This window comes from Endozoicomonas sp. ALE010 (genome assembly GCF_049310165.1).
Classification (GTDB): Bacteria; Pseudomonadota; Gammaproteobacteria; order Pseudomonadales; family Endozoicomonadaceae; genus Endozoicomonas.
Map to the genome: position 1 here is coordinate 1 of NZ_JBLYNV010000091.1, position 13,358 is coordinate 13,358.

Annotated in this window: 8 protein-coding genes; 5 read left to right on the plus strand and 3 right to left on the minus strand. The window is 49.5% G+C overall.

Features of this window, described 5'->3' with window-relative positions:
• Nucleotides 1-53: 53 nt before the first annotated feature.
• Genes ACO6UY_RS22620 through ACO6UY_RS22640 form a run of 5 tightly spaced genes read left to right on the plus strand, consistent with a single transcriptional unit; the run spans nucleotide 54 to nucleotide 5,442 of the window.
• Nucleotides 54-1,040, plus strand: a complete 987-nt coding sequence (locus ACO6UY_RS22620) for a hypothetical protein (RefSeq protein ID WP_422491337.1) — start codon at nucleotides 54-56, stop codon at nucleotides 1,038-1,040.
• Nucleotides 1,041-1,045: 5 nt separating this feature from the next.
• Nucleotides 1,046-2,356: a hypothetical protein gene (locus ACO6UY_RS22625; protein ID WP_422491339.1), complete on the plus strand. Its 1,311-nt coding sequence runs from the start codon at nucleotides 1,046-1,048 to the stop codon at nucleotides 2,354-2,356.
• Nucleotides 2,353-2,946: a hypothetical protein gene (locus ACO6UY_RS22630; protein WP_422491341.1), complete on the plus strand. Its 594-nt coding sequence runs from the start codon at nucleotides 2,353-2,355 to the stop codon at nucleotides 2,944-2,946. The genes ACO6UY_RS22625 and ACO6UY_RS22630 overlap by 4 nt, the downstream gene beginning before the upstream one ends.
• Nucleotides 2,946-4,028 carry a hypothetical protein gene (locus ACO6UY_RS22635; RefSeq protein ID WP_422491342.1) on the plus strand — a complete coding sequence of 361 codons (1,083 nt, stop codon included), beginning with the start codon at nucleotides 2,946-2,948 and terminating at the stop codon, nucleotides 4,026-4,028. The genes ACO6UY_RS22630 and ACO6UY_RS22635 overlap by 1 nt, the downstream gene beginning before the upstream one ends.
• Before the next feature lie 16 nt (nucleotides 4,029-4,044).
• Nucleotides 4,045-5,442, plus strand: coding sequence for a flagellar assembly protein T N-terminal domain-containing protein (locus ACO6UY_RS22640; protein ID WP_422448999.1), 1,398 nt, complete (start codon nucleotides 4,045-4,047; stop codon nucleotides 5,440-5,442).
• Between the two features lie 102 nt (nucleotides 5,443-5,544).
• Here the strand turns inward: ACO6UY_RS22640 and ACO6UY_RS22645 are convergent, their stop codons facing one another.
• The 3 genes from ACO6UY_RS22645 to ACO6UY_RS22655 all read right to left on the minus strand — a co-directional run.
• Nucleotides 5,545-6,210: an outer membrane beta-barrel protein gene (locus ACO6UY_RS22645; protein WP_422491343.1), complete on the minus strand. Its 666-nt coding sequence runs from the start codon at nucleotides 6,208-6,210 to the stop codon at nucleotides 5,545-5,547.
• Nucleotides 6,211-6,480: 270 nt separating this feature from the next.
• Nucleotides 6,481-9,543: a hypothetical protein gene (locus ACO6UY_RS22650; RefSeq protein ID WP_422491345.1), complete on the minus strand. Its 3,063-nt coding sequence runs from the start codon at nucleotides 9,541-9,543 to the stop codon at nucleotides 6,481-6,483.
• 139 nt (nucleotides 9,544-9,682) lie between these two features.
• Nucleotides 9,683-13,358, minus strand: a 3,676-nt coding sequence (locus ACO6UY_RS22655) for a hypothetical protein (protein ID WP_422491347.1), incomplete at its 5' end; no start/stop codon positions are given.

Sequence of the window (13,358 nt, forward strand, 5' to 3'; positions counted from 1 at the left end):
TGCTTAAGAAAGGGAAATAGTTACGTTACCGTTACGATTCTGGTGTCGTGAACATGAATTCTGGAGTCGTGAACGCGATTCTGGAAATCGGCCAAAAATGTTCACGATCAGCCAGAATCCATGTTCACGCCTGGCCAGAATTCGTGTTCACGCTTTGCCAGAATGAGCGTTCACGATTAGCCAGAATATGCAAGAACTACAAGCGTCTTGTGGTTGCTACAAACTTTTTTGCAAATAAAGATGCCAGCAGCTACTCAGACCTTCCACTGGAAACGGTTTCTACCATGATGGAGACAGAGATCAGCAAGCTGAAACGCTTCACGATCGTATCCCGCCATCTCGGCCAGAAAGGCAAAGCAGCTGAGAAACGTTTTCAGGATATGGGCACAACTGATGCCTTGTCGCGCATGCGCTTTGGTAAAGGCCTGAATGCCGATTACGGGCTGGTAGCCGGTGTTTCTGCTGTGAAGGAAGAGTATAACCGCGTTGACCATAACGAAGTCCTGTACATAATCCGCGTTGATTATCAGCTGATTGATTTCCAGACAGATGAAATTATTGAAGCGGATTCCGCAGAAGGCCGTGCCATTCGCACCCTGTTCCGCTTGCCAAGCGGTAAGGTGATTGGTGGTTTCGATCAAGAACAAGAGCAGGATGCACTGAACCAGGCATCCATTAACGCTCTTAAAATCGTTGCAAATAAAATCGGTAATAAACTGCCAATTGGAGGACAGGTCGTTGGTTTTAGAGGCAGTAATTTCCAAATCGATAAAGGCTATGAAAGCGGTTTCATGGGCAAACAGATCGTAACTCTTTACATGTCTGATATGGGGGTGGATCTGCCATTGGCTATTGCTGAAGTCACTCCTGGGGCCGATGCCAGTCGCGGTAAAATTATACGCTGGTCTAATGATCCTGATGTTCAGGACCTGGTCGCTGAAATCAAAGCTGATCCACTCTTCTTCAAAAAGAACGAGCTGTTTGCCGTATCCAACGGTATGCCGCTACCTCCAGAATGGGAAGATAACTACAAGGACTGAGCAGTATGCGCAGTACGAAAATCCTTACTGCCCTGGTAATGGTCTTTGCTCTGTCTGGTACTCCGGGGGTAGCAGCTTCGGCTGTTACTCTTGGTCAGTCACATACGTTATATTTTGACAAGTATGCGGCCAGCAAAACAGGCATTATCGTCGACTCCGGCATAGTTTTTTCTACGGTGATTCTTCCGTATGGAAGAGATACATCCAGAAATTCGGCTAAAGCCAAAGCGATGATTTCTGCATGGCAGCAGATCACAGAGCATTACCAGCTACAAGCCCTCTCATCTTCAACAGGTAGCTCCTCTCTTGACCAGGCTCTGATCAGACAGCGCGACATCCGGCTGAAAAAGCTTCCATCCCGTATTCTGGTGAACCGCCCGGAAGGAGAGAGCTACCGCTATGTTCTGGCAGCTAATGAAGAAGATATCAAAAGGTTGATCACGGCCAGCAAAAATGAAGACATAAGCACGGAAGATATCACCACACTATTACATCAGCTGGATGCCGGTCAGCATTACCACTATCTGGGGAAGATCTTTTCGGAATTTGGGTTGCAGGAGATTGCACTGCAGTGGGAAAAGAAAGAACTGTTAAAAAAATACTGCCTGGCAAACTATTACCAGCCATCGCAGCAGCCTTTTCTCGAAAGGCAGAGACTGTTGGCATTGCAGGCTGACAACTCACCTGCGTTGGATTGGCTCTGCGAACTCCCCGCCAGCGCCTATGTCATTGATAACCACCTGAAACAAAAATCTCTATCTGAGACAACCATTCTTGCTTTTGAGAGTACAGCCTTGCCTGCACGCGCGCCAAATGCTATTGCACAGATTAAGGAAAACCAGCAAAAGAATCCCCTTGCCTACCTGCACAAACTACCTGGCCAACTGAATCTTGCCAGCCCTTATTCGGCCGCTCTGAGCCTGCCCGGACATATTCTGTTCAGTAACACATTCAGTGATCAGCCAGCCCAGGCCTTTATCGATGCCAAAGTCCTTTTTGAACAGGGTAGAGAACTTGACACAATCATCTCTCTGCTAAAAGAAAGCATCAATAGCTCACCTCGTCATCAGGAGAGCTGGCAGTATCTGGGAGCAGCCTTAATCGCAAGGCAAAATTGGCCGGAAGCTGCTGCTGTTTATTTACAGTGGATCGCTCTTGAACCCAGCAACCTGGAAGCTATTTCACGTTACACAGAATCTCTTCACCGCATGGGATTAAAGCAGGAAGCATCCCGGTTCGTTTCTTATCTGCAACTGTATGCCGCAATAAATAAATTTGCTTATAACACTATCCAAATTATTGAGAACAAACCATGAGATATCTCTTTAAAGCCACACTACTGGCACTGGCTGTCTCTTCAGCAGTACACGCTGTAGAGTTTAAACCCGAAGCGGCTTCGCCAGAAGTCACTGCTGTTTCTGTCCAGCCACAAATCGTCGAAACACCTGCCACAGCCGTTACCACTCAGCTGCAAACCATGCCTGCACAGTCCGCTGCTGCAGTTGATGCGATGGATCTTGCTTATCAATTTCTGGATAAAGGTGGGGTGCTTGAGGGCTGGAACAGCGATAAAAGAGTATATGTCGCTCTAAGCGAAGCTATTTTTGACTCGGAAGATCCATCTTATGATGACAGTTTCATCATTAAGCGTTCTCTGAAATCCATGGAAGCATCTCTGGATGCGAAACGATCCATTATTCAGTACATCTATACTGATATGTCAGCAGCAGATCGTGTCAGCACCCCGGGTACAGACCTTAATGTTGAGTTCAAAGACAAACTTGAAAATTTGGAAAGAAAAGCTGCTGCTCAGAGGGGGCGAGTAGCCAAACTGTTGGAAGTTATGGATGCCAAAGAAGCACAAATGCTCCGAGGTGTCACCTTTGGTGATAGACCGATGCATTGATGGAAGCTGCTATCAAAAAGCTGGATGGGCACTTCGATAAGGGTGAAATCGCTGCTGACAAGCAAGCCCAATATGAGCAGGCCAAAGCCAATTATCAGGAGGCCATGTCTGAACATGAAAGTACCATGAACGAGCTGGACCAACTGGCAGGCAGTGTCACAGGTGAAGCCTACAGTATGGCTGAAGCCGTTTCCAAAATGCCTCTGTATGGTGCCATTACCGCTGCTCAGTTTGAATCATGGGATGACATTAAGCAACAGTATAAAGTTGCCATGGTGACCGTCTGGTCTCCAAAACAAGAGGAGATGATACGGGCTCTGCTTTCAGGTGAAGCAATGACGCTTCCCAAAGGGAAACAAAATCTGGCTGATTATATACGCAGCCAGGACTGGTCTACCGCTACAGGGGGGCGCAAGTTCCGTGATAGTTCTGGTAATTTCCATATTCTTGGCATAGCTGCCAGCCCTGTTGGCAGTAGCTCTTCTTCTGAACGAAAAGCCCGTGGTATCGCTGAACTGATGGCACGTAAACAAGTGGCTACAGCCCTTTATGCGGACGTTGCTGCCTATGAAAAAGCCGAGCAGGCAATGACGACCATGAGTAGTAGTGGCGGAAAGGACGTCAGCATTGCTGCGGAAAGCTTTACCAGCGAGCTTAGCCAGAGCATCGAAAATCGCGCTGTCCAAGGTCTATCCAAGCGTTTTGGCAGGCGTGTGACCCACCCGCTTTCTGGCCAGGATATTTACGTCAGCATTTACTCCATTGATACATCCAGTGTTGTTAATGCCAGGCTTATGCAGGCCAGCCAGTACCAAACCAAAGTACTGGACATTCAATCACAGCAGCAACTCAAAGGCACTAAAGACGGTTTGGACCAATCTGTTCGCATTGCTGAAAGCAGCAAGGCTGTTTATAACCAAGCCGAGAGAGAAGCTGCCAGCAGCAATCGTGTCGTTCCTCCCGTAGCGACACAGCAACCTGTGAAGCAGCAGGTTCCCGTTCAAAACACACAAGGTACGGCTACCTCCGGCGCTTATACCGGAGGCGGCAATGCCGATGCAGAAGACGCATTTGGTTGGTAAGGAGGGCCGTTAACTAATGAAACGTTGGGCTCTCATTCTGGCAGCACTTCTGATGTTGCCAACATTAGCCAATGCTTCTCTTGAGAAAACTGTGTCCAAAATGCTGGCTAATAACCAGTATATGGGCATGGTGAATGACAATGAGCTTGGACGTACCGTGATCGCAATTGGTCTCGGTATGCACCGTAAAGCCAATGTTGCTCAAGAGATAGCACGGCAGGATGCCATGAAATCTCTGACGGCTTATCTTAAAGGGGAACGGATTTCCTCTGTAGAGCGGGCCAGTCAATCCTGGAAAGGTGATACAGTACTCGAAGAGTACTACACCTCATTGACCAGCAATGTTGAAGGTACTCTGAAAGCCGCATGGAATTTTAATACCGGTGAGCATGATGGTATGACCTATAACGTAATGGTTATTTCAGAACGTAGCGGTGATTTCTCTGAATTGTTTGAAGAGCAAGATAGCATTGTTGAAGCCCGTGGTGTTGCGTCCTTGTCATCAGGTGTGGAAGCTGCACGCACGACAGCGTTGAATAATGCTTTGCGCAGTGCTGTCGAACAGTATGGCGGGGTGCAAATGGCCTCCAAAACAACGGTTGAAAACGCAGAAGCCTTGAGAGCAAAACTTTCAACGGTTTCCTCTGGCCATGTGCAGCGCTATACGGTGATCAAGGAGTACCAGGAAGGAAACAACTACTTCATCATCATCAGTGCCGAGGTAAGTGACTCTCCTCCTGACGGTCAGCAGCAGATTCTCGCTATTCAGGAAAATATGGGGCGACCATCCTTTGCAATTCAAACGGACAGACCTGAGGTTGATCGCCTGATGCGCGAACTTCTGGCGACCAGTGGTTTTGAGGTTTCGTCCTCGCCCAATAGTGCTCGATACACCATCAAGACTGACATCAGCAAGTATGAGTATAAGGCAATGGGAGGTATGACCGGACTGCAGACGACCATTAAAGTCCGTATTACTGACCGCTTCAGTAGCGATGATTTGATTAACGTATCCAGTGATCCAAACAATAGCGTTGAAATTTCTGACTCGGCCACTATTCGGGAACAAAACTCTCTGAGTTATGCCATGGAAGATTTGCAGCCAAAGCTCACCAGTGCAATAAAGAAGCAGTTTATCAGCCAGTTCAACAACGGAAGCAAAATTCAGGTAACACTGAAAAATTTCGATCGTATGCGGGATGTTGATGAACTACGGGCTTGTCTGGAAAGCCTGCCTCTTACCAAATCTGTGAGTGTTCAGCCCATACAGAATCGCAGTGCCAACTATGAGGTTATATATCTGGGTGATCCTGCCAGCCTTCAGCTGGACATTCTCAAACAGTCCCGTTCTTTCAGCTTGAGAGGGCTCAAGGCCAAAAATACGGATACCAGGGCCGTTGTTCTGTCTTTTTAGCTGTCTTGTTAACTTTATTTAAGCCCCGCAGCAGGCAGCGGGGCATCCAAATGGTTCAGATTCTGGTGGGAATGAGGACACATTGCCGAATTCAGTGATCACTCAGAAGAAGAGTTTCACAAAAAACTGGGTGGTGTACTGATCAGAATTGCCGCGATAATTCAGGCCAAATGACCACTCATAATCCACTTGATATTCTGCTCCGGCAGTGAAGAAGCCGGTATTGTCATCTTCGTCCCGGTCATAGTATTGCTGAATATAGCCGGAATTCAGCCAGAGGCCTTGTTCCAGGTGATAACGGGCGCTGACCGACGCTGTGTAGGCTGTGACTTTATCCTTTACCTCATCCGCATCCACAGACAGGCCGTTTCTGAGTCGGCCACTGGTGACCGATGGAATGACATGGAATCTGTCCGTTGGCTTTAATAACAGGCTGGCTCCGGCAAAGTAGGAGCTGCCATCAATCTCGACATTACTGGCAACATCATCTTTATCAATGCGGCCGTAGGCGTATCCTGCGTTCAGGATGACGGGTATGGATGGGACTTTATAGGCACCATTGACGAACCAGGTGGTTCCATCGAAGTTTTGCGTGCCCTGATTCTGATTATTGTAACCAAAGCCGGTATTAATAAATGTATAGTTATAGTCATTACCTGCGAATGCCATAGCTGAAGTGGAAAACAGTAATGAAATTAACAATATGCGAAAGGTCATCGGTTTAATCCCTGGTTTGCCGGGAGAGTTGTCAGTTAAGTAGCTAACCATATGAAATCATATATTTCTGACTCCTTGTTCAGGCACTCCCGGCAACTGCTCCTGCGTTGCTCTAGCTCCTGCATCCATGCAGTCGTGCTTCGTTACAACTCCGGTCACATAGCTACGGCTATGCTCCCTCCGTTGTGCCTCGCATAGCACCTGCCCAAGTAGCCAGAAATATATGATTCCATATGGCCAGCTACTTAATAGGGGAGACGTGGTAAGAGAAATACCTGCCACTTTGGTCTATTCGTTTAGAGTGTTATTTTTTCAAAAAGTTCATCGAGCTGAGTTTATTCGATCTTCTTCAGGATGCATCATCTCAAGCAGTGTCGTAATAAATGCCTTCCTTTTGATCTGGTAGCCATTAACCTGTGGAGCTGTTGATAGCCAGCCGTTAACCCTTTGCTCAAAATCATGACGGCAAACATGGCCAGTCAATTTCATTTGCAGATGCTCAGTCAGTGCATGCAGGCGTTGTTGTTCAAGCGTGGTGGCCGAACCGTCATTTGTCCCGGATCTGCCTTCAGAGTGCAGAGCGATAAACTGCCTGGCTTTATTCAGGGTAAGCAGGCAGCGTAGAAGTAAGCCATAAATACGTTCATCGGTATTTTGGGGGCTATTAAAAAGAAGGGTACGGGGGACGTCAAATACCGGCCCGTTTTGCAATTGCTCTGTCAGCGGATCAAGGTTCTCAGCAAGGTATTCCAGCGTATCATTGAGCAATCGGGTTTCTTCAGCAAACGACAAACACCATACCGGCCTGGCAACGCCGGGAACCTCAACGGCCAATCCTGTTGTATTTTGGGCTACCCTGGCGTCAACACTGACCTGAAACCCCAATGCCCTGGTCGCCAGATCACCATCTTCAAGGTCAATATTGTAGGCACCTGGCAGTTGAATCGCCGGACATCCCGGGACTGGTGAGATGATGATGCTTTTGGGGATGTCTGAATCCCTGTCGGTGTTTAGCGCCTGCAGCTTGGCAAGGAGTGTTCTGGTTGATTTTTCTGTCGTGCAGATAATGTCAATATCATTAAATACTGAGCAGAGGTTCTGTAAAAAACGGGCGTAAGAACCGGTAATCAGAATGGCTGGATCGTTATAAGAACCATTGATTTCCTGAATAATTTCCAGCACTTTCAGCGTTAGCGGAGTTAACTGTCGGGTCGACTTGTCCGGAACATCCGATCCGCCTGTTGTTAACGGTGGCTCCATAGTTTGAGCCGCACTGGCGGTCACTGCCCGGGTGGCGCAGGTATTTTCTGTTTCATCCCGGTATTCCCTGACCTGATAAGGGCGTTGGCATTCCTTCCCGGGACTGGCAACGGATACCGCTACCGTGTTTGTTCGTTCAAACAATAAATTATCCATTATATTGGCTTCAGGACTGTATTGTTCAAACCAGCGGCCTAAAGCATGCTGCCAGTTGCTTCTTTTATGAAAATTCTGGAGGCACTCCAGAACCTGATGCCTGTGGATTTGTCGTCCATCAACAGGCTGGCCCCTGACATAGCAGTACGCCAGGAAGAAAAAATGCAGGCGTGCGTTCTGAAATGAGCGCTTCAGTGTTTTGATGGATTGCGATACCTGTTGTGCTGACACTCTCTGATGATCAATGGTCAATTCATTCTGCATCGCTATGAATTTCAATATGCATTGCAGTCGTTGCTGCTCATCTTTGACCGGTACGCTGTTTAAGATTTGCCAGGCCTTTTGCATGATATCCTGGGCTTCACTGGTTTCATCGCACTTATGAGATTGTCTCAGCTTTTTAATCAGATATCTGGTTTGCCCTGAAGAATGGTCCCCGGGTGCTGCATCAAACGCTGCTAATACCTGCCGGTTATCCAGGTAGTTGCCATGCAATTTTCTGGCATTCAATGCCAGCAGAGAGTAGAAAATCGCTCTTTCGAGCAACCAATTGCCACTTTCATAATCCCGGATCACCGCTTCCGGTGTCACCTGTCGGCCATTCAATGGCAGGCCTCTCAGGCAACATTCGGCCTTGAAGCGCACTGTGGCCAGTTGGCCATCCGGACTATCCGGGAACTCCATAACCACCTCATCCGCTGTGACCTGCCTGCCTCCCAACGTCAGGCCCCTCAGGCAACATTGTTGCTTAAATCGTGCCAGCGCCAGTGGTGCCCTGGCGGCCTGAAAGTCCCTAACAACAGTATCCGGCGTGACCCGCTGGCCATTCAACGGCAGGCTTTTCAGGCAACATTCTGCTTTGAAGCGCGCCAGCTCCAGCGTTGCCCTGGCTGCCTGATAAGCCTTAACCACCGCACCCGGTGTGACCTGATGGCCATGTAATGCCAGGCCTTTCAGGCAACATTCCGCTTTGAAGCGTGCCAGCGGGAGTGTTGCATTGATTTCCAGGCACCCCTTAACCACCGTATCCGGTGTCACCTGCTGGCCATTTAACAGCAGGCCGCTCAGGCAACATTGTTCCTTAAAGCGCATTATTCCCAGTCTGCCTTCCGGGTCATCCGGGAAACTCTCAATCACCGTATCCGGTGTGATCTGTTGGCCATTCAGCAGCAGGCCCTTCAGGCAACATTCCTCTTTGAACCGTGCCAGTTCCAGTGTTGCTTTGGCTGCCTGATAACTCTTCACCACCGCATCCGGTGTGAGTAGCAGGCCATTCACTGCCAGGCCCTTCAGACAACATTCCGCCTTGAAGCGTGCCAGCCCCAGTCTGCCTTCCGGACTATCCGGGAAATCCTCAATTACTGCAGCCGCTGTGACCTGCTGACCATTCAGGGTCAGGCTTTTCAGGCAACATTGTTCCTTAAAATGCGCCACCCCCAGTTTGCCTTCCGGACCATCCGGGAAATCCCTGACCACGGTATCCGTCCTGACAGGTTGGCCATTCAAGGTCAGGTTCCTCAGGCAGCATTCCGCCTTGAAGCGCGCTATCGCCAGTTGGCATTTGTTATTTCGACCTGGTTCCCGATTGAATTCCTGAATAACCTGATCCGGCGTTACTTTTCTATTGTTATGCAGAATGTTTTGTAAGCAGAGTCTTTGCAGGAAGAAGCCACCTCTGAGCGAGGTCGTATCATTGCCATAGGCTCTAAGCACATCAGCTGAGGTGATTTGACGTCCGTGTAGTGGTGTTTTTTTCCAAAAGGCATTCTCAATACGCCTGGCCTCACCCATGGTGGAGGCTGTGCTTCTATGGCAGCGATGGCTGGAGATTCTTTTACCGTTAAATGTATTTGTGGAGCAGTCAGGCATCCTGCCTGAACCGGTTTGTCGGTCAGCCCGGGCAGCAGACTTTGGGTAGAAGTCGGTTGAAGTGGGTGCTTTCAGAATAAAACCCTGCGCACTTGGCATGTAAATACCACCGTTTGACCTCAGAGTGATTGTTAGGTTCCATTTAAGGTGTGCCAAGCCATGGTCATCACCTGATTTGCCACAACAAATCTATAATTATTGATGAGGATTAGTATCGATAACAGTTTTGGTTAGCTACTTATGCAGGATGCATCATCGCAAGCAGTGTTTTGGTAAAGTCCTTCTTCTGGAGCTGATGATCATTAACAGGCTGAGTTGTCGATAGCCAGTGGTTAATTGTGTGTTCAAAGCCATGACGGTAAACATGGCTATGTAATTTCGCTTGTAGATTTGCAGCGAGTGTATGCAGGCGCTGTTGTTCTTTTGCCTGCGGGGTAGTCTGGCCGTCAGGTTTTCCGGGTTTTTCTGCAGAGTGCAGGGCGATAAACTGCCTGGCTTTATTCAGGGTAAGCAGGCAGCGCATAAGCAAACCATAAATACGTTCATCGGTGTTTTGGGGCGTGTTAAAAAGCAGGGTTCGAGCTAAGCCAAATATCGCTCCTTTTTGCAATTGTTCTGTTAGCCTGTCAAGGTTCCTGGCAAGGTATTCCAGCGTATCGTTCAGTAACCGGGTTTCTTCCGTAAACGACAAACACCATACCGGCCTTTCAACGCCGGGAACGTGAATAGCCAGTTGTGCGGTATTTTCATGGGCTACTCTGACATCAATACTGACGTGAAGCTCCATTGCTTTCCTCCCCAGATCACCGGCTTTAAGTTGAATATTGTAGGCGTGTGGCAGTTTAATGGCCTGACATCCCTCGATTGGCCAGATGGTGACGCTTTTGGCGATTTCAGAATCCCAGTCGGTGTTCAGTGCCTGCAGCCTGTCAAAGAGTGTTCTGGAGGACGCTTCTTCCGTGCAGACAATGTCAATATCATTAAATGATGAGCAGAGATTCTGTAAAAAACGTCCGTAAGAACCGTTAATCAGCAGAGGGGGGATGGTATAAGAACTATTGATTTCCTGAATAATCTCCAGTGTTTTCAGTGTTAGCGCATTTAATCGTGGAACCGGCTTGTCCGGGATGCCTGTTTTTAACCTTTGCTTCAGGGTTTCAGCCATATAGACGGCAAATGTCTGGTGGGTGGAAGCGGTTTCTGTTGTATCCCGATATTCCCTGAGCTGGCAGGGGAGTGAGCCTTCCTTGCCCGGATTGGCAGCGAATACCTCTGCCGATGTTGTGCTTCGCTCAGAACGCTCGATAACGGGAATCACGTCGGGCAGGTGTTCTCCATGCTTATGTCCGGTGTTCTCGCTGTTAACGGCAACAGAAGCTTCCTGTTGACTGGCAAAGGTTGTATATCGGTGAGGACTGTCACTCCCCTGAGCATCGAGTAACTCATCCATTACACAGGCTTCGGAGCTGCATTCTTCAAACCAGCAGTTTAAAGCATGGCGCAGCCTGCTTCCTTCAAGAAAACTTTTAAGATACCTGATTACCTGATCCTTATGAATGTGCTGTCTGCCAATAGACTGTCTCGTGATACAGCAGTGCGCCAGAAAGAAGAAATGCAGGCGTGAATTCTTAAATGAGCGCCTCAGTGTTTTGATGGCATGGAATACCTGTTTTGCAGACACTTCCTGTTGATCAATTGTCCATTTATTCTCCATGGCCATGAATTTCAATATACATTGCAGTCGAGATTGCTCATCGTCTTTGACTGGCACTTTGGTTAAGATTTGCCAGGCCTGTTGAAGTATCTCCTGACCTTTGCTGGTTTCATCGTACCGGTGGGATTGCTGCAACCTTTGAACCAGATACCTGGTTTGCCTTGAAGTATGATCTCCGGGTATATCATTAAACGCTGCCAATACCTCCTCGTTATCCAGATATTTGCCATTCAGTTCTCTGGCATTCAATGCCAGTAGCGAATAAAAAATAGCTCTTTCGAGCAACCTGCCACCGCGTTCATAATCCTTAACCACGGCATCCGGTGTGACCTGTCGGCCATTCAACAGCAGCCCTTTCAGGCAACATTCCGATTTGAAGCGAGCCAGCTCCAGTGTTGCCCTGATTGCCTGATAACCACTGGCTACGGAATCCGGTGTGACCTGCTGGCCATTCAACAGCAGCCCTCTCAGGCAACAGTCCGCTGTGAAGCGCGCCACCCCCAGTTTGCCATCCGGACTGTCCGGGAAACTCTTAACCACCTCATCCGGTGTGACCTGGTCACCATTGAGCTTCAGGTCCTTCAGGCAGCAGTCTGCTTTAAAGCGTGCCAGTTCAAGTATTGCCCTGATGGCCTGATAATCCCCGACTACTTCCTCCGGTGTGACCTGCAGGTTATTCAAACACAGCCCCCTCAGGCAGCATTCTGCTTTAAAGCGCGCCAGCGCCAGTTTTGCTTTGGCTGCCTGGTACGCTTCGGCCACTGAATCCGGAGTGACTGGCTGGCGATTCAACGCCAGGCCTCTGAGACAACATTGTTCCTTAAAGCGCGCCAGCTCGAGTGTTGCCCTGACTGCCAGATAACCCTTAACCACGGCATCCGGTGTGACCTGCTGGCCATTCAACGTCAGGCCCCTCAGGCAACATTCCGCCTTGAAGCGCGCGATACCCAGTCTGCTTTCCCGACCACCCGGGAAACCCTTAATCACCGCATCCGGTGTGACCGGCTGACCATTCAACGCCAGGCCCCTCAGGCAACATTCCGCTTTAAAGTGCGCTTGGCCCAGTTTGCCTGCCGGACTGCCCGGGAAATCCCTGACCACCTCGTCCGGGGTGACCCGGTTGCCAGCCAGTGTCAGGCCTCTCATACAGCATTCCGCTTTGAAGCGCGCCAGCTCCAGTGTTGCCCTGGTGGCCTGATAATCCTTAACCACCGCATCCGGTGTGACCAGCTGGCCATCCAGCGTCAGGCCACGCAGACAACATTCTGATTTAAAGCGCGCGCTCCCCAGTTTGCCCAACGGATTATCCGGGTAATCCCTGATCACCTCATCCGGTGTCACTTGCCGACCATTCAACGGCAAGGACTTCAGGCAACATTGCTCCTTAAAGCGTGCCAGCTCCAGTGGTGCTTTGGCCGCCTGATAATCTTTAATTACCTCACTCTGGCTGACCGGCTGGCCGTTCAATGGCAGGTTCTTCAGGTAGCATTCTGCTTTGAAGCGTGCTCTCCCCAGTTTGCCTTCCGGGCTATTCGGGAAATCCATAAACACCTCATCCGGTGTGACCAGCAGGTCATGCAGCGGCAGGCCTTTCAGATAGTAGTCCGCTTTGAAGCGTGCGATCCCCAGTTTGCCCTCCGGACTATTCGGGAAAGCTTTAACTACCTGCTCCAGTGTGACCTGCTGGTCATTCAAAAGCAGGCCCCGCAGGCAACATTCTGCTGTGAAGCGCGCCAATCCCAATATTTCCCTGGCTGCCTGAAAATCCTTAACCACCTCATCCGGTGTGATCTGTTCCCCATTCAGCGGCAGCTCCCTCAGGCAACAGTGTTCCTTAAAGCGTGCCAGCTCCAGTGCTGCCCTGGTGTCCTGAAAATCCTTAATCACTGACGCCGGTGTGATCCGATGGCCATTTATCGGCAGGCTCCTCAGGCAGCATTCCGCTTTGAAGCGCGCTTTTGCCAGTTTGCCTTCCGGGCTATCCGGGAAATCCTTAAACGCCGCACCCGTTGTCACCTGCTGGCCATTCAACGGCAGGTTCCTCAGACAACATTCCGCTTTAAAGTGCGCCATTTCCAGTTTTGCGTTGGCGGCCTGAAAACCCTTCAACACCGTATCCGGTGAGACTTGCTGGCCATTCAACGGCATGCCTTCCAGGCAACATTCTTCTTTAAAGCGTACTATGCCCAGCTTTCCTACC